Below are 24,725 nucleotides of genomic sequence, written 5' to 3'. Positions count from 1 at the left end.
TATTATTTTAATGTTGCGTCTTTTTCTAAACAGTTGAATAGCCAACGCTGTTAATTATAAACTAGTCAGATGTGGATGTGTAAAGAAAATTAAAGGAGTGTTTAAAATGTCGTTCCTCTGGGGACTATTTGGGGTTGTAATCGTATTAGGGATTGGATTTCTTTTCTCGACTAATCGAAAGCGCATCAACTGGCGGACTGTACTTGGCGGCCTTGCTTTCCAGCTTGTTTTTGCATTTGTTGTTTTAAAATGGAGCTTCGGGCAAAAAATGATGCTGAAGCTAACAGAAGTCGTCAACGCAATTACTGGCTATGCTAATGAAGGGATTAATTTCTTATTTGGCGGCTTATATACAGAACAATCTGGGATTACATATGTATTCGCCTTAAATGTTCTTCCTGTTGTTATCTTTTTCTCGGCCTTGATTTCTGTTTTGTACTATTTAAACATTATGCAGTTTTTTATTAAAATAATTGGCGGTACCTTGTCCGCTATACTCGGTACACGAAAAGCGGAGTCGATGTCGGCTGCTGCCAACATTTTTGTCGGGCAGACGGAAGCCCCGCTTGTGATTAAGCCTTATATTAACAAATTGACAGAATCAGAATTATTTGCCGTTATGACAGGCGGACTTGCATCCGTTGCGGGCTCTGTTTTGATTGGCTACTCCCTTCTTGGCGTGCCTCTTGAGTATCTACTTGCTGCAAGTTTTATGGCTGCACCGGCTGGACTTGTCATGGCTAAATTATTTGTTCCAGAAACATCTGCGGAACCTGAGCCAAAAGAATTTAAAATGGAATCAGATGAAGATGCTGTCAACGTAATTGATGCAGCTGCTAAAGGAGCGAGCGTCGGTCTTCAGCTTGCCCTGAATATTGGCGCCATGTTACTAGCTTTTACGGCTATTATCGCTCTTGTCAACGGCCTGCTTGGCTTAATCGGCGGATGGTTCGGATTAGACAGCCTCTCTCTTGAGATGATTCTTGGCTACCTTTTCGCGCCAATTGCCTTTGCCATCGGTGTTCCTTGGCATGAAGCTGTTACAGCCGGCAGCTTTATCGGACAAAAGCTCGTTGTAAATGAATTTGTTGCTTATTCTAATTTCGCCCCGCAAATCGACAGCCTGACTCCGAAAACAGTCGCTGTTATCAGCTTTGCGCTTTGTGGGTTTGCGAATATTTCTTCATTAGCAATTCTAATTGGCGGACTTGGAAACCTAGCTCCCTCCCGCCGTGCTGACATTGCCCGCCTCGGCTTAAAGTCAGTTATAGCAGGTGCTCTTGCTTCCCTGCTCAGCGCTGCGATTGCCGGTATGCTTCTTTAATTGTTTGGCCGCTTCTTTTCACAGGGAAATGATAGAAGAAACTCAATCTGACCCGAAAAGGAGCGATTCTTAATGGAACCGGTCTATAGTGTGACCGTTAATGCAAAGGGCGGACGGGAAGGAAGCGTCTGGACAGAAGAGGGACCGCTGAACCTTGAGCTGACCACTCCATCCATATTAGGCGGCCAAGGACAACTGCGGACAAACTATCTTGAGTTATTTAGTGCTTCAATTGCTGCCTGCTAACAAAACGCCGTGCAGCAGGCTGCCGCCATTGATGATTATGCAGATGAAACGTTTGTTGATGTTGCTGCACAGGTTGATGTATTGAAAGACCCTGAGAGGGGCGGCCACCGTCTCAGCATTATGCCTTATGTGAAATTTTACGGAGGCCGATTTAATGAACTGCTTGATCAGCGTGTAATGGATAAAGCCAGCGGGTTCGGTCCGCTGATTAAAGCGCTCGAAGGTGAATGTGATTTTGCCATTCGGAAATACTAAAGAAAGAGCGATCGCTCTTTCTTTTTCTTTTGTCTTGACTGTGAAAATATTGTCAATTAATTTTTATTCATTTTTTTGGTTTGATCTATTTGATATCGGGAATACATAAACCATCAAAGCATTACAAATAACTTTACCAGGAGGAAAACATCATGGGCTTTATTATCTTCTTAATTGTCGGTGGAATCATCGGCTGGTTAGCAGGACTTATTCTAGGTAAGGATATTCCAGGCGGAATCATCGGCAACATTATTGCAGGTATTATTGGCGCATGGATTGGCGGCGCAATCTTTGGCGATTGGGGACCAACCATCGGTGGAATGGCCATTATTCCAGCTTTAATCGGCGCTATCATCCTTGTTGCCATTGTAAGCTTTATCCTTAAAAAAATGCGTCACGCTTAATAAAAAACGTCATCCTTTTAAAAAGGATGACGTTTTTTTGCATTAATCTTGAAAAGCCTGTTCAAAATCCCGGATTAAATCATCTGGAGATTCCAGCCCAACGGACAGGCGCAGCAATCCGTCTCGAATGCCACGCTTGTCCCGTTCCGCATCCGGCATAGCCGCGTGGGACATTTTTGGCGGGTATGACAAAATAGATTCAACCGCACCAAGACTGACAGCAAATACTGGAATTTTTGCGCGGGCAGTAAAACGGCGTACCGCATCTGCATCTTCTAATTCAAATGACAGCACAGCACCGCCGCCTGCTGCTTGGCGGAAGTGAGTGGCATGGCCTGGGTGCTCAGCAAGTCCCGGATAATACACATGCTTTACTTTTGGGTGAGAAGCCAGGTAATGAGCAATTTCAGCTGCCCCTTTTTGTGACTGCTCCATCCGGACTGATAATGTCTTTAATCCTCTCAGCACAAGCCAGCAGTCCTGAACGCCAAGCACCGCTCCAAACGAGTTTTGCAGCGCATAAAATTGAGCAGCTAATTCTTCATCTTTTGCTACAGCGAGACCGGCCAGCACATCGCTGTGCCCGGATAAAAATTTTGTTGCACTATGAAGAACAAGATCTACACCAAGCTCAATGGGCCGCTGCAAATAAGGTGTCAAAAAAGTGTTATCTAAGAATGTCAGGCATCCGTTCGCTTTAGCGAGTTTCACAACGCCCTCAATATCGGTTACTTTTAGCAGCGGATTAGACGGCGTTTCCATATAAAGCACTTTTGTATTCGGCTGAATAGCTTTAGCAACAGCATCCAGATCTGTCATATCGACAAATGTATGTTCAATGCCAAAGCGTGTGAGCACGGATGTAACCATCCGGAACGTGCCGCCGTATACATCATCTGTCACCACTACATGGTCGCCTTTTGATAAAAGCATAAACGCTGTAGAGATAGCCGCCATACCGGAAGCGAGCGCAAAGCCACGCACGCCGCCTTCCAATTCAGCAATTGCTGCTTCTAGCGTTTCACGAGTCGGATTGCCGGACCGGCTGTAATCATACTGGCCAAACGAATCAAAGTCAGGCTGATGAAACGTAGATGCATGCTGAATTGGCACACTGACCGCGCCAGTATTTGGATCAAATTTATGATTGTTATGGAGTAATTTGGTTTGAAATGTATAGTCGCTCAACTCGTTGTTCATCCCTTCATTTTTTGAAATGCCTGCTCGAGATCTGCAATTAAATCCTCCGCATGTTCGATCCCGATTGAAAAACGTAAAAGCCGGTTACAGACGCCGTTTGCAACACGGATTTCTTCCGGTATATCCATGTGGGTTTGCGTGGCTGGATATGTCATAAGACTCTCTACGCCGCCCAGGCTTTCCGCAAAGGAAATAATCTGCAAGTTTTGCAGGAATGCATTTACCCACTCTTCTGACCGTAAGCGGAATGACAGCATACCGCCCTGTCCCGGATATAGAACGTCTGTAATATCATCATGCTCTTTTAAAAATGACGCAATTTTTTGACCGTTCTCTGTATGCTGCTTCATACGCAGGCTGAGCGTTTTCATACCGCGGACAAGCAGCCAGGAATCAAATGGCGCGAGCACGGCACCGATTGCATTTTGAAAGTCAAAAACACGAGCCGCCAGTTCTTCACCTTTTACAGCAATTAAGCCGGCCAGCAGGTCATTGTGCCCGCCAAGATATTTCGTGGCGCTGTGAAGAACAATATCGGCACCCTGCTCAATAGGGCGCTGCAGCACTGGAGTATAAAATGTATTATCCACAATCAGCAGCAGACCGTGTTCTTTTGCAAAATCAGAAACGGCTTTGATGCTGATTTCGTTCATAAGCGGGTTGGTCGGCGTTTCCAAAAAGATCGCTTTTGTTTTCTCGGTTACCAATTTTTTTGTTTCACTCAATGACTCAAAGCTGTCATATGTAAAGTCGAGGCCAAACTTTTTCCAGGCTTTTTCAAATAAGCGGTACGTGCCGCCGTACAAGTCAGCTGATACTAAGAAATGATCGCCCGGCTCAAACAAAGACATTAAAGTATGGATAGCGGCCATGCCGGAAGAAAAAGCAAATCCTGCATCTGCTCCTTCAAGATCAGCGATCGCTTTTTCGACGACTTCGCGGGTTGGGTTTCCTGTCCGCACGTAATCATAGCCTGTTGACATGCCAATTCCCTCGTGGCGATAAGCTGTTGAAAAATAAACAGGCGGATTAACTGTTCCAGTTGGATTGTTTGTACGGTTACCGAGTTGGGCAAGCTTTGTTTCAATATTTGTCATTTCTATCGCTCCTTTTAATATAAAAAAAACAAGCCTCCATGGAAGAAGGCTTGTTTTTACACTTCTTCTCATCTCCCGGACGGTGTCAGTCCGCTGGATTTAGCACCTTTGCCGATACGGCCGGTTGCTGAAGCATCGTCGGGCCAGTCCCTCCGCTTCTCTTGATAAGGTTTGTTTAATTGATCTTATTTTCTAAATGTACAGTAAAAAAGAAAAGAACACAACCCTTTTATTTATCGGGACATTTTTTGCCCGATTCTATTTACAACCCTTCTGAAAAGCGATACAATACAAAAATAAATTTTCAGAAAATTCGAATCAGTTTCCGGTTTGCGTTGCTATGAAAATTAGAAAACTGAACAGAAAAGGGGAATCGCATTGAAAGATTTACGTCAGGATGCACTTGATCTTCATCGTCACTATCAAGGAAAGCTGGAAACAGCAGCGAAAATGGGGGTTACAGACTTAAACGATTTAAGCCTTGTTTATTCGCCTGGCGTGGCTGAACCCTGCCTTGAGATTCACGAAAACCCAGAAAATCTGTATGAGTATACGATGAAAGCCAACACAGTGGCAGTTGTATCAGACGGTTCAGCTGTTCTCGGATTGGGAGATATCGGCGCACATGCTTCCCTTCCCGTAATGGAGGGAAAAGCTATTTTATTTAAAAATTTTGGCGGTGTGGATGCTTTTCCGCTTTGCATTAATAGCAGTGACCCAGAAGACATTATCCGAACTGTAAAACTTACTGCTTCATCCTTTGGAGGCATTAATTTAGAAGATATCAAAGCGCCCAACTGCTTTTTGATTGAGGAGCATCTCAGAAAGGAAATGGATATTCCTGTTTTTCATGACGACCAGCACGGTACAGCGATCGTTACAGCTGCCGGTTTAATTAATGCGTTAAAGATGGTGGACAAGTCCTTTTCTAATATCAAAATTGTCATTAATGGTGCTGGTTCAGCTGGTATAGCCATCGCTAAACTGCTTCAGGCATTTAACGTAAAAAATATTATTATGTGTGATACGAAAGGAGCGATTTACGAGGGACGGACCGCTGGGATGAATCCGATTAAAGAAGAAATTGCTTCGTTTACCAACCCGGATAAAGTGAGCGGACCGCTTGAGGAAGCTGTAAAGAATAGCGATGTGTTTATCGGCGTCTCTGCTGCCGGAGCGCTGACACCAGCTATGATCCAGACGATGAAGCAGGATGCGATTGTTTTTGCAATGGCCAACCCAACACCGGAAATTCTGCCGGCAGATGCCAAAGCAGCCGGTGTACGCGTAATCGGCACAGGCCGCTCCGACTTTCCAAATCAAGTCAACAATGTTTTAGCTTTTCCGGGCATTTTCCGAGGGGCGCTTGATACACGGGCTTCAGATATTAATGAGGAAATGAAAATGGCTGCTGCTTTTGCCATTGCCTCTCTTGTAGGCGATCAAGAACGCTCTGAGGAATATATTATTCCATCTGCATTTGATCCGCGTGTAGCACCGGAAGTCGCTGCTGCTGTCGCGCAGGCAGCGATGGACACTGGCGTTGCGCGAAAACATGTTTCCGTTGAAGCAATCCGCCATAAGACGTACCAGCTTTCTTCCCTTCAAGTAAAGCCGGCAGCGATCTCTCTTTCTTAAATCGTTATACAAAAAAACCCTTCTATTTAGGTTTTTTTCAGGCCGCTGACAAATTATATGAACGATCCGTGCACATGAATGGGGTGGATCGGCGGCAAGATTGTACAGAGCTCATAAGGTCGTATCTTTCTGTTTAAATAAAGAGAGAATTTTTATTCAGTTCCGGCTTATGGATCATCAACACCACTTAGTGAAGCCTGTTGGACGAAGACTCCTGCGGGAAGTACAGTGAATCGGGAGACTCCGCAGGCGCAGCCGAGGAGTCTCCCGCACTGCCTTAGGATTCGCGAGGTCCGGCAGGCTTCACTTATCGGCTCTTTTTTAAAAGTGAAAGACTTTATCTACACACTGAAAAAAAACCATCTGTTTAGGTTTTTTTTTTCATATAAGGCTGTTTATGGCATATAAATTAAGGTAATGTAAATAAATATCATTTAATTATTAATTTATTGTAAATTTTATGTTAAGATATAAATAGAAGTATTGACAAACGGAATGGAGGAAGGAGTGGAATGAGCTATGACAGTAGCTGAATTTTACGGAGGAGTTGAGTATTCTGTTACGCAATTTGCGATACAGCTTACAAACGAAATAAAGGAGAAAATCGTTAAGCGCGATTTATTTTATAAAGAGCAAATTACCCACTATATCGAATGCCACGCATTACGCTTTATTCAATCATTAACCCTCTCACCGGCCGTTTCAGCTGTGATGAAAAAGGAAATCATCCATCATGTGCTTTTCAAGCTGAAACCGGTTATGAACCGTCATGTTGTTTTCCAAGTAATCAAATAAAAAAGCACCCGCGACGGGTGCTTTTTTCGTTACCATTGATGTTTACGCCGATTGATTTCACGCCGATTGTAAATTTGTTTTTTTTGTTCTGATTTTCGCAGTCCGTCTTCAATTTTTGCAGAGACAATGCCAAGGAGAATGCCTAGCAGGGCACCTGCCCCTACTTCGACCGGCTGGTGGCCGAGCAATTCCTTTAATTCTTTTTCGCGCTGCACGTATTGAAAACTCGGAAATTCACCGGAAAATTTAGCGAGATTGTCTTCAAGATCATTGACCAGCTGGGCAATTTCCCCCGTATGACGGCGGATGCCTTGAGCATCATACATTACAATGACACCAAAAACAGTCGCTAATGCTGTTTCCGTATGGCGCCATCCTTTATTTGCAGCCACATAAGAAGCCAGTGCCGACACGCCGGCCGAGTGAGAGCTTGGCATACCGCCTGTTGTAAAAGCCTGCTTTACATCCCAATTGCCACTCACTTTTTTATGAGTGAAGATTTTCAGCCCTTGCGCAATACCGATCGCTGACAGTGCTGTTAAAATACCGCGGTTCATTTTTTCCATTCCTACGCCTCCACTTCGCTTGTGCACATATCTTCTCCTTTTTTCATACCCAAAACCTGGCTCTAATATGCAAACAAGTTTCATTTTGTTACGTAGTGATAATGAGATAAAGGGCTTTCTCTTGAATAGAAATGGCAGCAGGCGTTGCGCCAATTACTTCACCATCAACCATTATCGGCACCGGCCGGCTCGTTTGAACCATGATGCTTTTGCCTTTTTTATAGGTAACCCCTGGACGTAGTACCGGGTCCCCTTTCATAAGAAGCGGAAACAGCCGAAAAAGCAGCCGTCTTCTCGACACAGTATGTACAAGTGTAACGTCGGCTACTCCATCAATAGGATGGGCATACGGGCAAATGACAAGCCCTCCCCCATACAAAGACGTATTGCCGCTTGCGATCATCCAGGTGCGGTCTGATATGTATTGATCCTGATCAATCGTAACAATGCTTTTAAATGGCTTGTAGCGAATAATGGATGAAAGGGCGCTCAGCTTATAAGATAGGCCGCCTGCCCCAAGTTTATGAAGCGTTTTTTTATAAAAAGCCCGGGATGCCTGTCCGGCAATATGAGCATCCAGGCCAATACCGGAAACCGTCAGCCCAAAGCTGTTGTTGACTTTCAATACATCGATCCGCTGCGGAGTTTTTGACAGCATGCCTTCTACAAAGGCATGCGGATTTTTCGTCAGGCCAAACATACGGGCGAGATCATTCCCCGACCCGGCCGGGAGAAAAGCGGCCGCTGTATCCGTGTAAACAAGGTCTTGTATAACCGCGTGAAAGGTTCCGTCGCCGCCGATCACCGACACAGCTTTTATCTTTTTTTCTTTCATCCGCTTCCAAATAAACTCACGGGCTGCTACGTCCGAACCTCCCACAAGCGCTTCATAAGGAATCTGTTTCTTTTTTACAATACCCTCAACTTTTTTCCACAAAAAAACCGCCTGTCCGTTTCCGGAAGACGGGTTGATAATAAATAGGTACATTGCTTCACCCGGCCTCGTTCTAAATACGTTTTTCTTATCATAGCACGAAAAAAGGCCTGCTGCTTTTCTTTTTTATAAGGAGTTGTTTTTTAAAAGTGCTGCAGCGGAAGCAGGATTTTCAGCCAGGCTGATAGCCGTAATCACAGATACTCCGTCGGCTCCGGCCCTGATGACCTCTTCCGCATTTTCAAGCGTAATGCCGCCAATACCGACTACTGGAAACTGGGGATAACGCTCTTTCATACGGCGGATTAAGCCCGTGCCTGCCACCGGGCGGGTATCCTTTTTCGTTGCGGTGGCATATACTGGACCAGTCCCGACATAATCAGCTCCATCTTTTATCGCTTGTTCAAATTCTTCCATCGTATGAACGGATACTCCGACAATACCGCCTTTTAACTTCTCACGTACGATGGATGCCGCTTCATCTTCCTGGCCAATATGAACACCGTCTGCACCAATGTCGATAGCAAGCTCAATATCATCATTGACAATAAACGGGATGCCTGCTTCCCGGCAGATCGTCTGAAGGCGCTGAGCGGTTTGTTTTTTGGCAGCTCCCGTGAGCGCATTCTTTCCTTTTTCCCGGAACTGAAACATCGTAATGCCGCCGGCAATGGCTTCCTGCAGGATGGTTTCAATCGGCCGCGGACAGTTCGGCGTACCGGCAATAAAATATACAGCCAGCTGTTCGTTTCTCATAGCTGTCCTCCCCGCTGGCGATGTGCCCAATGATTAGTCGGCCCATGGCCTTCTCCGATATGAAGGCCGTCTTCAATCGCCGCCTGAATAAAAGATTTAGCCGTTTGAGCCGCTGAGTGGACAGATGAACCCTTTGCGATTTCCGCCGTCATAGCCGCTGAAAAAGTACAGCCGGTCCCGTGAGTGTCTTTTGTATCAATCCGCCGGCCGGTAAACGTGTGGAACGCCTCCCCGTCATATAAAAGGTCGGATGTTTGATCTCCTTCCTCATGACCGCCTTTAACCAAGACGTTTTTCACCCCGTAAGAAGCAATCCGCTTCGCCGCTTCTTTTTTATCGGCTTCTGAACGAATGGTCATTCCTGTCAGCACTTCTGCTTCAGGAATATTAGGGGTCACAACAAGCGCAAGCGGAAGCAAAACCTTTTTCAATGCTTCAGATGCTTCCTTCTGCAGCAATGAAGCACCGCCTTTGGCAATCATCACAGGGTCAATAACAAGATTTTGACATTCGTATTTCCGGAGTGTCCAGGCAGCGGCTTCAATAATGCCAGCTGAAAACAGCATCCCTGTTTTCACGGCATTTACTCCGATGTCTGACAGTACCGCTTCAATTTGTTTTTCTACGGCTTCAGCTTCGATCGGGTACACACCGTGTACACCGAGTGTGTTTTGTGCTGTAACGGCCGTTAAAGCGGACGTGCCGTACACACCCAATTCTTGAAATGTTTTTAAATCCGCTTGAATGCCAGCGCCGCCTCCGCTGTCAGATCCTGCAATTGTTAATGCTTTGGCTACTGTCATATTAAAGCACCTCTACTTTTCCATTTTCAATTATGTCCTGGCTGCTTGTTTGATAAAGTTGATTGATAAACCCGGCAGCGAATGTACCCGGTCCGTCTGCACCCGCCGCAGCGGCAGCACGTTCCGCAGCCACGCCATAAAAGGACAGCGCTGCTGCGGCTGCTTTTGCGTAGTTTTTTTCAACCGCGCAGAAAGAAGCAATTACAGCCCCAAGAAGACAGCCTGTCCCTGTAACGCGCGTTAAAATAGGATGGCCGTTTTGAATGGCATATGCTTCTTCCCCAAACACATTGTCTTCCTTTCCGGTAATTACACAAGTAAGGTTGAGCAGCTCGGCTGCCTCCATTGCCAGTCTGCGCACATCTTCATTTCCGCCGCCGTCTACTCCTTTTACTTCAATGGACCGTCCGCACAGCACGGCAACTTCTCCTGCATTCCCACGCAGTACATCCACTTTTACCTCTGATAAAATGCGCTTGGCGCTTTCTGTGCGAAATGGAGTGGCTCCTGCCCCAACGGGATCAAACAAAACAGGAATCCCTTTTTCATTCGCTGCTTTCCCTGCTGAAACCATGGCTTCTACCTTAGAAGCTGAAAGTGTACCGATATTAAGAACAACCGCAGATGCAATCCGGGCCATATCTGCTGCTTCTTCCACGGCATCAGCCATAACCGGGGAAGCACCCAGTGCAAGCAGGCCGTTTGCCGTAAAGTTTGTCACAACAGTGTTGGTTAAATTGTGAATAAGCGGCTTTTCCGCTCTTACTCTTTGGAGCAGCTGAGCTGCATCGTGATTATTCATTAGAATTGATCCTTTCGTTGAAACATTCTTGTTTTTTTCAAGCGGACGGCTAGGAGAAGGCCAAGCACGGCCCCTGTCACGCTGCTGATAAGAAATGCCGGCATAAAGGCAAATGCGGCTGCTTTCATACCGAGAAATAAGTTGGCGATCGGTACAGATACAAGCGAAGCGACCACACCGGTTCCTGCTATTTCTCCCACTGCGGCAAGAGAAGGCTTCTTCCATTTTTGATAAGCATACCCGGCCAAAGCGGCACCAATCATACTGCCTGGAAAAGCGAGAATCGTTCCAAGCCCTAATAGGTTGCGTACAGCTGCAATCAAAAAAGCGATGATGACTGCCGGGCCGGGACCGAGCAAAATGGCCGCCAGCACATTGATGGCATGCTGGACGGGAAAGGCTTTCGCCGCTCCTGCGGGAAACCAGATAAAAGTGGCGCCGAGTACGCCAATTGCGGCCAGGAGAGACATTACTGCCATTTTTTTAGGGGTAAACAACTGATTTTTCCTCCTTCATACAAAAAACGGCTCAGCAATACGCTGAACCGTTTTTTCGTCAGTGATTGCTACTTCCCTACGCCGGCATGATCCGGATCAGGTTATTGGGGTTAAGGACATTCCTCTCTCAGCCTGAAGGCACCCCCAGTAGGCTTTTATGTATGATGTGTTTTATTTTTACACAGTTGTATGAACCTCGTCAACTGCACATCCGAAATACTTGTTTTTCCCATAAAAAAACCGGCAAAAGCCGGCTTTAGTGTATCATTACACGTCGAATACTTCTACTTTCTCCATTACATCGCCATTTTTCATAGACTTTACAGCTTCGATGCCCGATGTTACCTGGCCAAAAACAGTATGAACGCCATTCAAATGAGGCTGTGGCTCATGAACGATAAAGAACTGGCTGCCGCCTGTGTCTCTTCCTGCATGTGCCATAGACAGAGATCCTTCCTGATGTGTATGCGGGTTTCCTTCTGTTTCGCATTTGATTGTGTAACCCGGACCGCCCATTCCTGTTCCAGTCGGATCGCCGCCTTGGCTTACAAATCCCGGAATAACACGGTGGAATACAACACCGTTATAAAATCCTTCATTCGCTAGTTTCTCGAAGTTTTCTACTGTACCTGGTGCTGCTTCCGGAAACAAGTCGAATTCGATTTTTTCTCCGTCTTTCATCTGAATATAGCCTTTTTTCGCCAAAGTAATCGCTCCTTTAAATTTAATCTTTCTTATCATACCACGCACCATTCGATTTTAAAACAAGAGTGTTTTGGAGCAGAAATGTTTTCCGCTTTCATCGATTCTCGTTTTCTCTTATAATAGAGAGAGACTAAAAAGGGAGTGTGATGTCAATGTTAACACGTCCCGGACTGTGGTGGAAAGCAGCGATTGCTTTTTCGCTGCTCATAGCAGCCGTTGTATTTCTATATGTACGGGATACGAATCAAGCGACTGTCGTTCCGTTTTCATCGGTTGAATCTATTATTCAAAAAGAAAACGGAAAAATAGTTGAGCTAGAGGAGCATCCTGACGGCAAGCTGCATATTTCCACACAAAACGGCGAGTTTACTTCTTATATTTCTCCGGGAAGCGATGCGGTTGACCAATTAAATAAAACATACAATATTCGCTATGAATATGTAAAAGCCAATCCATATGAAAGCTGGATTATTGTACTTGTTTTGTTAACAGCATCAGCCATTGGGTTTTACATTTACCGAAAAAAAGGCGGCGGCATGGGTGTGGCTCACTCGATGAAAAACAGCCTTTCACAGGCCCGTCCCCTTCCGGATATTACGCTTGATGATGTCGGCGGTCTTGCGGATGAGATGAAGGAAGATATTCTGCAGACGCTGTCGATTTTAAAAGAAAGAGATTTATCTACCCGCCTGGGTCTTGAACCGCCGCGCGGTATTCTGCTATACGGCCCGCCGGGAACAGGAAAAACGCTGCTCGCTCAGGCTATTGCCCGTGAAATTGGCGCTTCTTTCTTTTCATCAAGCGGTTCCGCTTTTACAGAGCTGTTCGTCGGTGTTGGTGCATCGCGTGTGCGCAGCTTGTTTACAGAAGCACGCAAACAAAAACCAGCTGTTATTTTTATTGATGAAGTTGACGCATTAGCCGGGCGCCGGAAAGCACACGGCGGCGAGGAAGGCGAAAAAACATTGACCGAGCTGCTTGTTCAGCTTGACGGCGGCCTTGACAATGATGGCATTCTGTTTATCGCTGCGACAAACCGGCGCGACATGCTTGATGAAGCTTTCCTCCGCCCCGGCCGTATTGATTTCTCGTTCCATGTGACTTTGCCGGATGCAAAAGGACGGAAAGAAATTATTGATATTCACGCCAAAGGAAGAAAATTAACCGACAACGCCGCCGCCATGCTTCAGGATTTGGCAGAGTCTACCGTCGGATTTTCCGGAGCTGAGTTGTCGGCGCTGTTTGAAACGGCAAGCCGCAATGCCATTCGAAGCGGGCGTGATACGATTGGAAAAGAAGATTTTGACTATGCGCTCGACCGAACCATTCTGGGCACAACAACACGGCCGCTCGCAGACCCTGCTACAAAGCGGCGTGTCGCGATTCATGAAGCCGGCCATGCCCTGGTAGCTGCTCTCACGAAGCCCGGCTCTGTCCGCAAGGCTACGATTATTCCGCGTGGACAAGCGCTTGGTTATGTTGCTCCTGTGCCGAAAGAGCTTCATTTATCAACGGCCAGCGAATTGATTGACCAGGTGGCTATGATTCTTTCAGGCGGGGTAGCAGAGCGCCTTTACCTTGGCGAGCATTCAATTGGCGTAAGCGGTGATGTTCAGCAGGCAAAACAGATCTTAGAACGCATGGTAGATACCGGTATTTTCCAGGATCGTTTTTCCCTGACATTCCGACAAGCAGACAAGGAAACAAAAATGAATGAGCTGTTTGAAGTCGCACTCGAACGGTCCCAAACATTAATTGAGGAAAACCGAGAGGCGTTCGAACGGCTCGTAGAAGATTTAATGACCAAAGAAACGCTTGAAGGCACAGAAATCGAAATGCTTATTTACCAGCACTAAAAAAAGCCTCCTTTTAAAAGGAGGCTTTTTTGTTATAGTACCTTGCTTAAAAAGGCTTTCGTCCGTTCGTGCTGAGGAGCATCAAATAGTGCTTTCGGTTCGTTTTGTTCCACTACATAGCCATTATCCATAAAAATAACCCGGTCGCCCACTTCGCGGGCAAAGCCCATTTCATGCGTTACGACAATCATGGTCATCCCATCCTTAGCCAGCTGCTTCATGACTTCCAGCACTTCCCCGACCATTTCAGGGTCAAGAGCTGATGTTGGTTCATCAAACAGCATGACCTTCGGCTCCATCGCAAGTGCACGCGCAATCGCCACACGCTGCTTTTGTCCCCCGGAAAGTGAATCCGGATAAGCAGAGGCTTTTTCGGCAAGACCTACTTTGGCCAGCAGCACCCGCGCTTTTTCTTCTGCTTCTGCTTTTTTTACACCCCGCACATTGATAGGGGCGAGTGTAACATTTTCAAGAATCGTTTTGTGAGGGAATAAGTTAAAGTGCTGAAACACCATTCCTACGTCTGTTCGAACCTCGTTAATATTTGTTTTCTTATCGGTTAAATCTTTTCCATCAATGATTACGTGCCCGCCATCAGTTGTTTCCAGCATGTTTAAGCAGCGGATAAACGTTGATTTTCCTGATCCGGATGGACCAATAACCACTACCACTTCCTGCGGTGATACATCAAGGGAAATGTCTTTCAGCACTTCATTGTCGCCAAAAGATTTTTTTAAGTTTTTAACGCTTATCATCAGTGCTTAATCTCCTTTCAACATAATTCATCAAGTAGGTAAGTGACAGTGTCAGTACAAGATAAATAAGTGCAACGGTCAGGTACGGCTCCCATACACGAATATACTGGCCTGCCGCAGCACGGCCCCAATACATCAGTTCAGGCGCAGCCAGCACTGAACCAAGTGAAGATTCTTTTAGCAACACGATAAATTCATTGCCGAGCGGCGGAATTACACGCTTGAACGCCTGCGGCAAAATAACGAGTTTCATCGCCTGTACACGCGTCATCCCAAGAGAGCGCGCAGCTTCCATCTGCCCTTTATCAATAGATTGAATACCTGCCCGGAAAATTTCCGCAATATATGCTGCCGCATTCAGAGACAATCCAATCACAAGAGATACAACGGGGTTAGAAGGCGACATAAACAACGGTACTATCCCAAAATGAATAATTAATAGCTGAACAAGGAGCGGTGTTCCCCGGAAAATATTAATATAAATATTAAAGGGAAGACGAATCCATCTATTAGTTGACATTTTTCCGAGTGCGATAAAAAGCCCGAGTACAAGCCCGGCCAGCACACCGGCAAGGGAAACACCGAGCGTGACTTTTAAGCCCTGCAGAAAAAACGGCATATAATCTGTGATAATATCAAAACGAAAATCCATTTTTTTCTCTCCTTTCATAGAAAATGGCTGCCCGTTAAGAAATGGACAGCCATTTTTTTATTGCGCTGCTTTTTTTAAGGTTTCCATATCCGGCGCTTCATCAAACCATTTTTCGTAAATTTCAGCGTATTTACCGTTTTCGTAAAGCGTATTTAATGCTTTGTCAAAATCGTCCTTATACTCGCTTCCTTTCGGGAAAGCAATACCGTAGTATTCAGCTGCAAACTGATCATCTGTGACTGTTTTAACACCGGCATTCGGATTTGATTTTTCATATTCAAGTGCTACTGCAATATCTGTTACTACAGCTTCAACGTCTCCACTTTGAAGAGCTTGGAACATCAGAGCGGCTGTTTCATATTTTGAAATAGCATTGTTGTTTACACCCACGATGCTTTCAGCTGCAAATTGTCCAGTTGTTCCATTTTGAACACCAATTTTCTTGCCTTTTAAATCTTCCGCTGCTTTAATATCTGTTCCTTCTTTGTAGACGATCATCGTTACGGATTCAAAATATGGAACCGAGAAATCATATGTTTCTTTACGTTCATCGGTAATAGTAATGCCCGACATGCCGATATCAAGCTGTCCGCTTTGAAGACCGGCAAGCATGGAATCCCATCCTGTATTTTGAATGTTGACGTCATAGCCAGCTTCGTCTGCTGCGGCATTTAAAAGATCTACGTCAAAGCCGGATACTTCACCTTTATCCATAAATTCAAACGGAGCGAATGTAGCTTCCGTTCCAACATTAAGTACCTTTTTCTCTTCAGAAGGACTGCCGCCCTTTTCTTCTTCTCCGCCGCCGCACGCTGCTAACAGCAAAGCAGTGCTGGCCATGATAGCGGCTGCTGCTTTTTTAAATGAATAGGTCATCTAAAAATCCCCTTTGATTTTTTTATATAGTACGATAATACTCTTTTCACTTTAAAAACTCAATCACTTTTTATGCATTTATTTATTTTTATACATGAATATTCATCGAAAATGCGCTTTTTTTGCATTTTATTACAGAATACTGAATAGATTTTGCATAAAGAACGAATTTTCTGAATAGTATTAAGTAAAGCGGAATGCTCTTTTATTCTGTACAAAAATACGCAGTTCATGCTTCCTTAACTTCTTATTGACAATGATTATCATTCCCTTTAAGATGAAAGAAGAACGACGATGGAAAGAGGGAGACTGCATGAATGGAATGCTTCACGGACTCAAAGACATCCATATGGTTATCGCCAATAGCCGAAAGCTAGGTGGTGCTGCGGAAGCCGAGTCGATTACACTTTCATCCGGTGAAACATATACCAATCCGGTTTTTACAAATGTTGATTTGTCTCAGGGAAAATACATTTCGTTCAGCTTTGTGGCAGATAGCGGCGAAAACGTTACAGCACACGTTGATCAAATCGGCGTCATGCGGGGACTTCGCCATAAATTGATCTGCCAGCTTCAAAATGCAGCCGTTCGAGAACTAATGACAGAAGAAACCCTTCGCTACTTGCGTAAGCTGTGTGAAGTAAATGAAGGATTTGTCACTCATTCCTTTAAAAAGGAAGCATTAAAGCTTGTACGGGACGTCAGTATAGACGAACTAGAAAAGCGGCATGTTCATTTGCCATTTGCAATTGAATCGAATGTAGTTGCCATCAATACGAAAAAATTTGCTTAATATATAACAGGCCTTGTTAAAAGGCTTTTTTTTTGTGAAAAACAGGGTGCCAAATCGGCTTCCCTGTTTTTTACGCCTCTCTCATTACCGCCTGGCAGGCCAGCCTGCGTAAAGAAGCACCGAGCTTTTTTTGTTCGGCTTCATTTTTAGGTGAGAGAAAAGCTTCTCCTGAAAGAATGTCCACAGCACACCGGCCGCATGTTCCTTTACAGCATTTGTAATCTATACTGCACCCTTGGTCAAGCGTCGCATCGAGCAGTGTAACACCCGGCTTGACTGATACAGTGCAGGAGGCTTCTTTTTGCTTCCAATGAACAGCTGCTGCCAGCTTATCGAGAGATGGCTGTTTTTCTTCCGCCAGGCGGGCCGGCGGCTCCAGCGGTACACGCCGTGTTTCCCTGCCTGGAATGAGCGAACCGACCGTCCACTCCCTATTCATCATCTCTTGGGTCGGCGAATGTACAAATTGCAGATGGACGTTTGATCCGGAGCACTGCCGTTTCGTATACACGGAATGGGTGGTTCATTCCTTCTTCGCCGAGATAAGCGGTTTCGAAATCTTCCGATACCGCCAAATCAAGATTATTACGACCTGTATTCACAAGCACACCTGTTTTTCCTTTTAAAACAGGCGATTGAAAAACGCCGCCTGTTACAAGCTCACGCACATGCTCAATTTCGAGCACGTTTGTATCACGGTGTACCCGGTGCAGCAGTGCATACAGCTCTGGCGACAGAACAAGCGCATACGGACCGTTATGGTTCATCTCCATCAGCTTTCCGCGTGCTTCCACTACGTCCTGGAATGCGGTTCCGGATTCGTACCAATTGCTGATTAAGTGTGTCTGGCGTCCTTTGACATTCATTAAACCAGGTATGTCAAACTGGGCCGCGCCATGAAAAATCATTTCGTCCTCGAGCAATGCCACATCACGTGCTGCATTGGCTGCTGCGGAAAAGTCGATCGGAATATCAAGTGCTTTTGCCTGCTCAATGTCACGCCAGTATAAAACAAAATCCTTATATAACATAGGAATGGTATAATTGACGCGCTTGGATGATTCCACTTCCGTGTCAAACAATCCCTGCAAATCCATATGAGCTGCGCTTTTTTCAGAAAAAATGTCTGCGTGAATGCTCTGTACGCCGCGTCCAAGCGGGCCGTATAACTCAATGAACCGCCGGCCTGTTAACTGCCCTCTGGCCGCTTCAATCATAATTTGCTCCAGCTGATTAAAGTCAGCCTCTGATAATGGTGCGTCTGGATATAAGTGTAATTTGCTCATTAACTCTTCCTCCTACTTTGAAATAAGGGACCCTACTGTAAATGTCCGCTTTGGTCCTGCCGGTTTTTCCGGAAGCGCCGCCGATGTATGCACATGGGAATGATGATCGCTGTGTGCATGATGGTTTAAATGATCGCCATGCTCGTCATGATGCGCATGCGGGTCTGCATACCCTGTGTCAAAGCGTTTGTTAATGCCGGCAAGCTTTTCTTTTACAAACTGATAACTTTTATAATTGGATTCACGCATTTGGGACAGCTTGGCCTGGCGCTCTGCATCTTTAAATTGAAAAAGAGCAAGATCAAGATGCTCCACAAAGTTATGCAGGCCGAACTTTTCAAGATTCAATTCCTGCAGCAGCCGGTTGAACGTATTGTTGGACGGTGTGAAATCGCCTCCCCGCCCGGCCTGAAAGGTTTCAATCAGCGGGATCAACTCGGCAAGCCTGGAAAGCCGCTGTTCCTCTTCTTCAAAAATATGGTGATAATACAGCCGCTCGTGGTCATCTTTTGCATTGTTAATAACCGGATCGAGCATTGCCATAAAACTTTCAATATCTTTTTTAGTGCCGATAAAGATATCGTAAAATTCACTCAATTCTTCCTTCACGAGACGCACCTCCTAGTGTACCTTCTTCCATTATAATCGCTGCTTTTTACAGGGGCAAAGATTACATGAAAAAAAGCGCCGATTTTGGCGCTTTTTCGGACCGTTACAGCTGCTCCTGCGGCTGCGCTTTAACGGCTTCAATATTTTTCATTTTATTATCCCAACAGGTCTGGCTTAAATCGACCGGATATTCTTCCGGATTAAGCGCCCGCTTGTATTCGCTCCATAATAGCGACAGATTATCCGCCGTCCGGCTCCGAATCGTATGGATATCGGGCAGTTCATATACACGCGTGCCGTTGATGAAAATCGGTTCATGCAGTTCGCGCGCTTCAAAATTGGTCACAAATTTGCTGACAAAGGTGTGTACGGGATGAAACATTTTCAGCCGCTCGGCATGCTGTGGATCTTCATGTTCCATCGCAATATAATCCCCTTCCGCTTTGCCATTCAGCTTATTGATAATGCGGTACACGCGTTTTAATCCAGGTGTTGTCACTTTTTCTGGATTGGCTGACAGCTTGATCGTATCCGTCATCCTTCCGTTGTCATCTTCAATTGACACCAATTTATAAACGGCGCCAAGAGCAGCTTGGTCATACGCGGTAATCACCTTTGTACCGATACCCCATACATCAATTTTGGCACCTTCTGCTTTTAAGTTCATAATCGTGTATTCATCCAGGTCATTGGACGCCACAATATGCGCTTTTGGAAATCCTGCTTCATCAAGCATTTTACGTGCTTCCTTGGAAAGATAAGCCATATCACCGCTGTCGAGGCGGACACCAACAAAGCGACTCTGGTCTCCCAGCTCTTTTGCGGCCCGGATCGCTGCCGGCATACCAGACTTGAGCGTGTCATAGGTATCTACGAGAAACACACAGTCACGATGCCGCTCTGCATATTTGCGAAAAGCTGTGTATTCATCTTTGTACGTTTGCACAAGTGCATGGGCGTGCGTACCGGAAACAGGAATGCCAAACAGCTTGCCTGCCCGGACATTGCTTGTTGCGTCAAAACCCCCAATATAAGCAGCACGCGTCCCCCATACTGCTGCATCCATCTCGTGCGCGCGGCGCGAGCCAAATTCCATTGCCGTTTCGTCGCCAAGCACCTGTTTAATCCGAGATGCTTTCGTGGCGATCAATGTTTGATAGTTCACAATATTAAGCAGGGCGGTTTCGACAATCTGAGCTTCCGCCAGCGGCGCTTCAATACGCAGAATCGGTTCGTTTGCAAAGACAAGCTCACCTTCCTGCATGCTTTTTAACGTGCCTGTAAACCTCATATTTTTTAAATAAGCTAAAAAATCTTCCTTATAGCCGATATCACGTAAATAGTCGATATCGCTCTCTGAAAAATGAAAATTCTCCAAGTAATCAATAATCTTTTCTAATCCGGCAAAAACACCGTATCCGTTTCCGAATGGAAGCTTGCGAAAATATAATTCAAATACGGCTTTTTTTGTATGGATGCCATCATGCCAGTACGTTTCGGCCATATTAATCTGATAAAGGTCGGTATGCAAGGCAAGGCTGTCGTCTTCATATCGTGACATTGTTTTTACTCCCTTTGCTTTTCCATCGTATTTCATTCCTATTATCCTACACCTTTTTGAGCGTTCCGGCAACTTGTCCCGGACTATTTCTTGTGACAACCACGAAAAAAAGCGCCCGTTATGTGCGCTTTTTCGCTTCAATATATAAAATATGATGATCTTCCATTTCGATAATCGTAAATACCCAGTCCTCTTCTTCGAGCATGTCATAAAGGGATGTATCAATTTTTTCTGTTAAAAACCAGCCGCCAAGCGTATCGACATCTTCATCATTTAACTCGGTGCCAAGCAGGGCATTTACTTCACTTATTAATACTTTTGCGCTGAATAGATAATGGCTATCATTCACTTTTCGTACTTCGGGAATTTCATCTGTATCATATTCGTCACGAATTTCCCCGACAATTTCTTCTAAAATGTCTTCTACCGTTACAAGACCTGATGTACCGCCATATTCATCAATTAAGATTGCCATATGGGTCTGCTCTTTCTGCATTTTCACAAGCAGGTCATGAATTAGCATGTTTTCAAACACGCGAATCACAGGTTTTACAAATTGACGCAGCGGCTGCACTTTAGGAAGCGGCTTGCCTTTTACGGCGACGCTTAAAATTTCTTTGAAGTTCACCATGCCGATTACATTGTCTTTGTCTCCGTCAATAACGGGATACCGCGTATATTTTTCTTCTCTGATAATAGCCAGAACATCATCGAGTGTATCATCAATCGATAAGCTGACCATTTCTGTACGCGGCACCATAATTTCTTTTGCAAGGCGCTCATCAAATTCAAAAATATTATTCACATATTTCAGTTCAGTTTGATTTATTTCGCCGCTTTTGTAACTTTCAGACAGCAGCATCCGCCATTCTTCCTCTGTATGAACCTCATCATGTTCAGATGCCATTTTCAGCCCGAACAAGCCGGTCACAAACCGTGCAGAGCCGTTGAGCGTCCATATAAACGGATACATAATACGGTAAAACCATATAAGCGGGACAGCAAGCGCCAGCGTGACTTCCTCCGCTTTTTGGATAGCGACTGTTTTAGGCGCCAGCTCGCCCACAACAACATGAAGAAACGTGACAATGGTAAAAGCAAGGATAAATGACAAAACTGCAGCGAGAGAAGAAGCAAGCTCAAAACGCTCAAACAGCGGATGAAGAAGCTTTTCCACCGTCGGTTCGCCAATCCAGCCAAGCCCGAGTGCCGTAATGGTAATGCCGAGCTGGCAGGCAGATAAATACTCATCTAAATGGGTTGTAACGCGTTTGGCTGCCATAGCACCCGGTTTTCCTTCCGCTACAAGCTGATCGACGCGTGAAGCTCTCATTTTTACAATAGCAAATTCCGCAGCCACGAAAAAAGCAGTAAGGGCGATTAATAAAGCAATGCCCAATAAATTCACAATCTCCAATGACAGGCTCCGATAGCTCGGAGCATCCACCTCCTGTTTTTCAAAAAATAACCGTCTTTTTTCTTATCATATCACGTTCCGCTTTATGAACACAAAATCCGGCTCAGCTTTCGCCGAGCCGGATCTCTTTACAATTCACTGACTGTGACAAGTTCATAGCCCTCCTTTTGCAGAAAAGACACGATCTTATCAAGCGATTGGGCAGTAGTTTGATGAATATCATGCATTAACACGATTGAACCGTCCTTTGCTTCTTTTTCGACAATCCCGCAGATGGCTTTTGGATTGTGCGATTTCCAGTCCATGGTGTCAATGGTCCAAAGCAGCGGTTTTGCTCCAATCACTTCATTTACACTGTCATTTGTCGCTCCATAAGGAGGCCGGACCGTAAATGGCGAAACACCGGCAGCCGTTTCTACTGCTGAAGCTGTCCGCCGAATTTCTTCTTCTATACCCTGCTTATCGAGTGTAGTCAGGTTCCGGTGGCTAAAAGAATGATTGCCGATTTCATGGCCTTCTTGTACTACTTGATCGGCGAGCTCCGGGTATTGCTCCACACGACTGCCGAGCATAAAAAAGGTGGCTCTTGCATGATGTTTTTTAAGCGTAGCCAAAATCGCTTTTGTACTCTGCGGATTTGGCCCGTCATCAAACGTAAGCGCAATTTTTCTAGATGCTTTTCCGGCTGGCTCTGCCTGAGGCTGAGTCTCTGTCGCTAACTTGTCCCGCCATTCCTTTTTTAAAAACGGCGCTGCCTTGCGAAGCGGCACACTTCCTTTATGCTTTTTACGATCACTAATAAAAACCATTTCGCCATTTTTCACATACAAACCGGCTTCGTTTATCGAAACAGGTGTATGAAGAGCCGTAGAAGCTTTTTGCGGATTGATAAATAAGTCCGGCGCTTTTGCAAGGAGGCCCGCTGCTGTATCCACGATAAACGTTTCATTTAAGATGCGGGTTTTTTCAGCCGTGATATACGTTTTTTCATTGAAAAGAATCGAGTAAATACCGCTGCTGTCTGGAACAAGCTCAAACGTTAACCGCAAGGAAGCAGGCTGTTCATTTCGCATTTTTCTATCGGTTTTCCCAGCTTCTTTTAAAAAACCTGACTCTTTTTGTTTTACATACTGTTCGATTTTTTTATTTAAGGAAGCCTGTTGAAAAACAGGATACTGTATCGCGATATCGTACCTCTTTTCATGGGCTTCTTTCGTTTTAATGTTAATATTTTCATAAGACGATTTTACTGTGCTTGTTGCCCATACCGTTTTGTTATGGTGGGTGGCTGTTACAATCAAATTGACCAGTACCATGGCGAGCATCAAAAATAAACTTGACAGCAAAGCAATGATGGTCGTTTTTTTGTTCATACGTATCCCCTAATCAAACATAATATTGGATGCACCTTCCATTTATGATTGTAAACAAAGAGATACTATAATACAATAGTTTCGTAAAAATATGGCTATGTTTTTGTCATCATTTGACGAAAAACGTACAAGTTATTTAGACTGTCGCTTTTTTCCGCTGGTAAGTCCGGGCCGCTTTCACGAATGCTTCCGGGATTCCAGTATTTGATGGAAAATAAAGATGGGCATAGCCTGCAACAGCATTATGCACTACACAGCCGTCCGGCTTCTGCCCAAATCGGCTGCCGGATTGAAAAGCCGGAGCTGGTTTTTCCTGTCCTTCAAATACAGAATAATGAAACTCATGTCCTTTTAGCTTCTCACCTTCTGGGATCCACGCACCCGGAAAAGCGGTTAATTCCCGGTAGCCTAGGGCTGCTCGGGTTGATTTCATGACCGTTTTCCCCTGAATAATGCCGCACATCGGATAAGAGTGTCCATCAACGGTGATCAGTTCTTCCGTTAAATACATAAAACCGCCGCATTCAGCCAATGTCGGCATACCGGACTCAACAGCCCGCCGGACGGACTTCCGTGCTTCGCACTGGGCAGCGAGAACGGGTGCGAATTCTTCCGGAAATCCGCCGCCAATATAAAGAGCATCTGCTGCTTCGGGTACGGTCTCGCCGGCAAGAGGCGAGAAAAAGTGAAGGTCTGCCCCATGCGTACGAAGCATCTCCAAATTTTCCTCGTAATAAAAGTGAAAGGCGGCATCCTTTGCAACCGCAATCGTCACATGGCTGTCTTGTTTTCTTCTAAATAAACGGTTTTCAGACTGCGTCAGGTCCGGCACTTCTGCAAGGCGGAGCAGTTCATCAAGGTCAATCGTCTTTCGGGCCGCCTCTGCAAGCGTATGGAAAAAGCCGGCCAGGTCTCCTCTTTCAACGGCCGGGACAAGGCCCAGATGGCGCTCTGGCACACTGGCGCCAGGCATTTTCAGCAAATGACCGATAACCGGGATTCCGCATTCCTGCTTTACTGCCTGCTCAATCAAGCGAAAGTGTCCTTCACTGCCGGTTTTGTTCGCAATAACGGCTTTGATCTGCCCAGGTGCCATCATTTGAAATCCTTTCACAATGGCTGCCGCGCTTCGTGCCGTGCCAGATGCATCAATGACCAGCAGTACGGGCGCGCCTGTAAGACGGCTGATCTCGGCTGTACTGCCGTCATCTTTGAGAGGGTCTTTTCCATCAAACATTCCCATGACGCCTTCAATCACTGAAATATCGGCATCCCGTGACGCTTCAGAAAATATCTCACGGATCGTGCTGGCATTTCCCATCCAGCTGTCCAGGTTGCGCGAAAGGCGCCCGCATATAGCCGTATGGTACGTTGGGTCAATATAATCCGGTCCGCATTTAAACGGCTGTACAGAAAGGCCTTGCTGCTTCAGGGCGCCAAGCAGCGCCAGCGTAACCGTTGTTTTTCCGGAGCCGCTGCCCGTTCCGGCAATAACGATTCGTTTTCCCATCTTATTCTTCTCTCC

General features: G+C 45.6%; 27 protein-coding genes and 2 riboswitches. Of the genes, 8 read left to right on the top strand and 19 right to left on the bottom strand.

All coding sequences use genetic code 11. From position 1 onward, the window contains the following. Positions 1 to 106: 106 nt before the first annotated feature. The 4 genes from RIN81_RS01340 to RIN81_RS01325 all read left to right on the top strand — a co-directional run bounded on the left by RIN81_RS01340 (position 107) and on the right by RIN81_RS01325 (position 2,229). Positions 107 to 1,324 carry a NupC/NupG family nucleoside CNT transporter gene (locus RIN81_RS01340; protein WP_309086953.1) on the top strand — a complete coding sequence of 406 codons (1,218 nt, stop codon included), beginning with the start codon at positions 107 to 109 and terminating at the stop codon, positions 1,322 to 1,324. Positions 1,325 to 1,396: 72 nt separating this feature from the next. Continuing rightward, positions 1,397 to 1,570 carry a hypothetical protein gene (locus tag RIN81_RS01335; RefSeq protein ID WP_309086952.1) on the top strand — a complete coding sequence of 58 codons (174 nt, stop codon included), beginning with the start codon at positions 1,397 to 1,399 and terminating at the stop codon, positions 1,568 to 1,570. A gap of 9 nt (positions 1,571 to 1,579) precedes the next feature. Beyond that, a complete protein-coding gene (locus RIN81_RS01330) occupies positions 1,580 to 1,825 on the top strand; it encodes a hypothetical protein (RefSeq protein WP_309086951.1) in 246 nt (81 codons plus the stop codon). A 152-nt stretch (positions 1,826 to 1,977) separates the two neighbouring features. Next, positions 1,978 to 2,229, top strand: coding sequence for a GlsB/YeaQ/YmgE family stress response membrane protein (locus RIN81_RS01325; RefSeq protein WP_050181614.1), 252 nt, complete (start codon positions 1,978 to 1,980; stop codon positions 2,227 to 2,229). Positions 2,230 to 2,271: 42 nt separating this feature from the next. Here RIN81_RS01325 and metC read toward each other — a convergent pair whose 3' ends face one another. Together metC and RIN81_RS01315 are read right to left on the bottom strand one after the other, a co-directional pair. Next, positions 2,272 to 3,417, bottom strand: coding sequence for a cystathionine beta-lyase (gene metC, locus RIN81_RS01320; protein ID WP_309086950.1), 1,146 nt, complete (start codon positions 3,415 to 3,417; stop codon positions 2,272 to 2,274). Positions 3,418 to 3,425: 8 nt separating this feature from the next. Next, complete coding sequence (locus RIN81_RS01315; protein ID WP_309086949.1) at positions 3,426 to 4,526, bottom strand: methionine biosynthesis PLP-dependent protein; 1,101 nt, start codon at positions 4,524 to 4,526, stop codon at positions 3,426 to 3,428. A 65-nt stretch (positions 4,527 to 4,591) separates the two neighbouring features. Beyond that, positions 4,592 to 4,697, bottom strand: a riboswitch (SAM riboswitch). 207 nt (positions 4,698 to 4,904) lie between these two features. Between RIN81_RS01315 and RIN81_RS01310 the strand changes: the two genes are divergently transcribed. Together RIN81_RS01310 and RIN81_RS01305 are read left to right on the top strand one after the other, a co-directional pair. Beyond that, entirely contained in the window at positions 4,905 to 6,164 is a 1,260-nt protein-coding gene (locus RIN81_RS01310) for an NAD(P)-dependent malic enzyme (protein ID WP_309086948.1), read from the top strand. Positions 6,165 to 6,683: 519 nt separating this feature from the next. After that, the gene (locus RIN81_RS01305) at positions 6,684 to 6,959 is read left to right on the top strand and encodes a hypothetical protein (RefSeq protein WP_242232215.1); all 276 of its coding nucleotides are present in this window, start codon (positions 6,684 to 6,686) and stop codon (positions 6,957 to 6,959) included. Positions 6,960 to 6,988: 29 nt separating this feature from the next. On the opposite strand, the gene RIN81_RS01300 is transcribed toward RIN81_RS01305, so the two are convergent. From RIN81_RS01300 to RIN81_RS01270, 7 genes are all read right to left on the bottom strand, one after another. Continuing rightward, entirely contained in the window at positions 6,989 to 7,525 is a 537-nt protein-coding gene (locus RIN81_RS01300; protein WP_251270404.1) for a divergent PAP2 family protein, read from the bottom strand. 88 nt (positions 7,526 to 7,613) lie between these two features. Beyond that, the gene (locus RIN81_RS01295) at positions 7,614 to 8,513 is read right to left on the bottom strand and encodes a diacylglycerol/lipid kinase family protein (RefSeq protein WP_309086947.1); all 900 of its coding nucleotides are present in this window, start codon (positions 8,511 to 8,513) and stop codon (positions 7,614 to 7,616) included. 72 nt (positions 8,514 to 8,585) lie between these two features. Continuing rightward, complete coding sequence (gene thiE / locus RIN81_RS01290; protein ID WP_309086946.1) at positions 8,586 to 9,215, bottom strand: thiamine phosphate synthase; 630 nt, start codon at positions 9,213 to 9,215, stop codon at positions 8,586 to 8,588. Next, positions 9,212 to 10,018: a bifunctional hydroxymethylpyrimidine kinase/phosphomethylpyrimidine kinase gene (thiD, locus tag RIN81_RS01285; RefSeq protein ID WP_309086945.1), complete on the bottom strand. Its 807-nt coding sequence runs from the start codon at positions 10,016 to 10,018 to the stop codon at positions 9,212 to 9,214. The genes thiE and thiD overlap by 4 nt, the downstream gene beginning before the upstream one ends. A gap of 1 nt (position 10,019) precedes the next feature. Further along, the gene (gene thiM, locus RIN81_RS01280) at positions 10,020 to 10,820 is read right to left on the bottom strand and encodes a hydroxyethylthiazole kinase (protein ID WP_309086944.1); all 801 of its coding nucleotides are present in this window, start codon (positions 10,818 to 10,820) and stop codon (positions 10,020 to 10,022) included. Further along, positions 10,820 to 11,317, bottom strand: a complete 498-nt coding sequence (thiW, locus tag RIN81_RS01275; protein ID WP_309086943.1) for an energy coupling factor transporter S component ThiW — start codon at positions 11,315 to 11,317, stop codon at positions 10,820 to 10,822. The genes thiM and thiW overlap by 1 nt, the downstream gene beginning before the upstream one ends. Before the next feature lie 56 nt (positions 11,318 to 11,373). Beyond that, positions 11,374 to 11,473, bottom strand: a riboswitch (TPP riboswitch). Between the two features lie 111 nt (positions 11,474 to 11,584). Further along, the gene (locus RIN81_RS01270) at positions 11,585 to 12,022 is read right to left on the bottom strand and encodes a peptidylprolyl isomerase (RefSeq protein WP_309086942.1); all 438 of its coding nucleotides are present in this window, start codon (positions 12,020 to 12,022) and stop codon (positions 11,585 to 11,587) included. 152 nt (positions 12,023 to 12,174) lie between these two features. Between RIN81_RS01270 and RIN81_RS01265 the strand changes: the two genes are divergently transcribed. Then, positions 12,175 to 13,878, top strand: a complete 1,704-nt coding sequence (locus RIN81_RS01265; protein ID WP_309087492.1) for an AAA family ATPase — start codon at positions 12,175 to 12,177, stop codon at positions 13,876 to 13,878. Between the two features lie 32 nt (positions 13,879 to 13,910). On the opposite strand, the gene RIN81_RS01260 is transcribed toward RIN81_RS01265, so the two are convergent. The 3 genes from RIN81_RS01260 to RIN81_RS01250 are packed head-to-tail and all read right to left on the bottom strand — an operon-like array spanning position 13,911 to position 16,161. After that, positions 13,911 to 14,633, bottom strand: a complete 723-nt coding sequence (locus tag RIN81_RS01260; RefSeq protein WP_309086941.1) for an amino acid ABC transporter ATP-binding protein — start codon at positions 14,631 to 14,633, stop codon at positions 13,911 to 13,913. After that, positions 14,620 to 15,285, bottom strand: a complete 666-nt coding sequence (locus RIN81_RS01255; protein WP_251270411.1) for an amino acid ABC transporter permease — start codon at positions 15,283 to 15,285, stop codon at positions 14,620 to 14,622. The genes RIN81_RS01260 and RIN81_RS01255 overlap by 14 nt, the downstream gene beginning before the upstream one ends. Before the next feature lie 57 nt (positions 15,286 to 15,342). Next, complete coding sequence (locus tag RIN81_RS01250; RefSeq protein WP_309086940.1) at positions 15,343 to 16,161, bottom strand: basic amino acid ABC transporter substrate-binding protein; 819 nt, start codon at positions 16,159 to 16,161, stop codon at positions 15,343 to 15,345. A gap of 313 nt (positions 16,162 to 16,474) precedes the next feature. Between RIN81_RS01250 and RIN81_RS01245 the strand changes: the two genes are divergently transcribed. Next, a complete protein-coding gene (locus RIN81_RS01245; protein ID WP_242232227.1) occupies positions 16,475 to 16,954 on the top strand; it encodes a hypothetical protein in 480 nt (159 codons plus the stop codon). 70 nt (positions 16,955 to 17,024) lie between these two features. On the opposite strand, the gene RIN81_RS01240 is transcribed toward RIN81_RS01245, so the two are convergent. From RIN81_RS01240 to RIN81_RS01210, 7 genes are all read right to left on the bottom strand, one after another. Continuing rightward, complete coding sequence (locus RIN81_RS01240) at positions 17,025 to 17,393, bottom strand: 2Fe-2S iron-sulfur cluster-binding protein (RefSeq protein WP_309086939.1); 369 nt, start codon at positions 17,391 to 17,393, stop codon at positions 17,025 to 17,027. Beyond that, the gene (locus tag RIN81_RS01235; protein ID WP_309086938.1) at positions 17,386 to 18,240 is read right to left on the bottom strand and encodes a family 1 encapsulin nanocompartment shell protein; all 855 of its coding nucleotides are present in this window, start codon (positions 18,238 to 18,240) and stop codon (positions 17,386 to 17,388) included. Before RIN81_RS01235 ends, RIN81_RS01240 begins: the two co-directional genes overlap by 8 nt. Before the next feature lie 12 nt (positions 18,241 to 18,252). After that, positions 18,253 to 18,849, bottom strand: coding sequence for an IMEF encapsulin system ferritin-like cargo protein (locus RIN81_RS01230; RefSeq protein WP_309086937.1), 597 nt, complete (start codon positions 18,847 to 18,849; stop codon positions 18,253 to 18,255). Positions 18,850 to 18,952: 103 nt separating this feature from the next. Further along, on the bottom strand, positions 18,953 to 20,410 hold the full coding sequence (locus tag RIN81_RS01225) for a nicotinate phosphoribosyltransferase (protein WP_309086936.1): 1,458 nt from the start codon (positions 20,408 to 20,410) through the stop codon (positions 18,953 to 18,955). 118 nt (positions 20,411 to 20,528) lie between these two features. Beyond that, a complete protein-coding gene (locus RIN81_RS01220; RefSeq protein WP_309086935.1) occupies positions 20,529 to 21,827 on the bottom strand; it encodes a hemolysin family protein in 1,299 nt (432 codons plus the stop codon). 128 nt (positions 21,828 to 21,955) lie between these two features. Then, positions 21,956 to 23,200: a polysaccharide deacetylase family protein gene (locus tag RIN81_RS01215; protein ID WP_309086934.1), complete on the bottom strand. Its 1,245-nt coding sequence runs from the start codon at positions 23,198 to 23,200 to the stop codon at positions 21,956 to 21,958. Between the two features lie 136 nt (positions 23,201 to 23,336). Then, on the bottom strand, positions 23,337 to 24,710 hold the full coding sequence (locus RIN81_RS01210; RefSeq protein ID WP_309086933.1) for a cobyrinic acid a,c-diamide synthase CobB: 1,374 nt from the start codon (positions 24,708 to 24,710) through the stop codon (positions 23,337 to 23,339). Positions 24,711 to 24,725 lie beyond the last annotated feature (15 nt).

It is taken from the genome of Domibacillus sp. (assembly GCF_031181085.1).
GTDB lineage: Bacteria > Bacillota > Bacilli > Bacillales > Domibacillaceae > Domibacillus.
Note: the sequence above shows the minus strand (reverse complement) of the source record. Positions and strands in the feature narration are given on the sequence as shown.

Bases quoted from the DNA above. Each gene is read 5' to 3' on its own strand.
- RIN81_RS01340 (WP_309086953.1), top strand. From the start codon at position 107: ATGTCGTTCCTCTGGGGACTATTTGGGGTTGTAATCGTATTAGGGATT.
- RIN81_RS01335 (WP_309086952.1), top strand. From the start codon at position 1,397: ATGGAACCGGTCTATAGTGTGACCGTTAATGCAAAGGGCGGACGGGAA.
- RIN81_RS01325 (WP_050181614.1), top strand. From the start codon at position 1,978: ATGGGCTTTATTATCTTCTTAATTGTCGGTGGAATCATCGGCTGGTTA.
- RIN81_RS01315 (WP_309086949.1), bottom strand. From the start codon at position 4,526: ATGACAAATATTGAAACAAAGCTTGCCCAACTCGGTAACCGTACAAAC.
- RIN81_RS01305 (WP_242232215.1), top strand. From the start codon at position 6,684: ATGACAGTAGCTGAATTTTACGGAGGAGTTGAGTATTCTGTTACGCAA.
- RIN81_RS01300 (WP_251270404.1), bottom strand. From the start codon at position 7,525: ATGGAAAAAATGAACCGCGGTATTTTAACAGCACTGTCAGCGATCGGT.
- RIN81_RS01295 (WP_309086947.1), bottom strand. From the start codon at position 8,513: ATGTACCTATTTATTATCAACCCGTCTTCCGGAAACGGACAGGCGGTT.
- thiE (WP_309086946.1), bottom strand. From the start codon at position 9,215: ATGAGAAACGAACAGCTGGCTGTATATTTTATTGCCGGTACGCCGAAC.
- thiD (WP_309086945.1), bottom strand. From the start codon at position 10,018: ATGACAGTAGCCAAAGCATTAACAATTGCAGGATCTGACAGCGGAGGC.
- thiM (WP_309086944.1), bottom strand. From the start codon at position 10,820: ATGAATAATCACGATGCAGCTCAGCTGCTCCAAAGAGTAAGAGCGGAA.
- RIN81_RS01265 (WP_309087492.1), top strand. From the start codon at position 12,175: ATGTTAACACGTCCCGGACTGTGGTGGAAAGCAGCGATTGCTTTTTCG.
- RIN81_RS01260 (WP_309086941.1), bottom strand. From the start codon at position 14,633: ATGATAAGCGTTAAAAACTTAAAAAAATCTTTTGGCGACAATGAAGTG.
- RIN81_RS01255 (WP_251270411.1), bottom strand. From the start codon at position 15,285: ATGGATTTTCGTTTTGATATTATCACAGATTATATGCCGTTTTTTCTG.
- RIN81_RS01250 (WP_309086940.1), bottom strand. From the start codon at position 16,161: ATGACCTATTCATTTAAAAAAGCAGCAGCCGCTATCATGGCCAGCACT.
- RIN81_RS01245 (WP_242232227.1), top strand. From the start codon at position 16,475: ATGAATGGAATGCTTCACGGACTCAAAGACATCCATATGGTTATCGCC.
- RIN81_RS01240 (WP_309086939.1), bottom strand. From the start codon at position 17,393: ATGAATAGGGAGTGGACGGTCGGTTCGCTCATTCCAGGCAGGGAAACA.
- RIN81_RS01235 (WP_309086938.1), bottom strand. From the start codon at position 18,240: ATGAGCAAATTACACTTATATCCAGACGCACCATTATCAGAGGCTGAC.
- RIN81_RS01225 (WP_309086936.1), bottom strand. From the start codon at position 20,410: ATGTCACGATATGAAGACGACAGCCTTGCCTTGCATACCGACCTTTAT.
- RIN81_RS01215 (WP_309086934.1), bottom strand. From the start codon at position 23,200: ATGAACAAAAAAACGACCATCATTGCTTTGCTGTCAAGTTTATTTTTG.
- RIN81_RS01210 (WP_309086933.1), bottom strand. From the start codon at position 24,710: ATGGGAAAACGAATCGTTATTGCCGGAACGGGCAGCGGCTCCGGAAAA.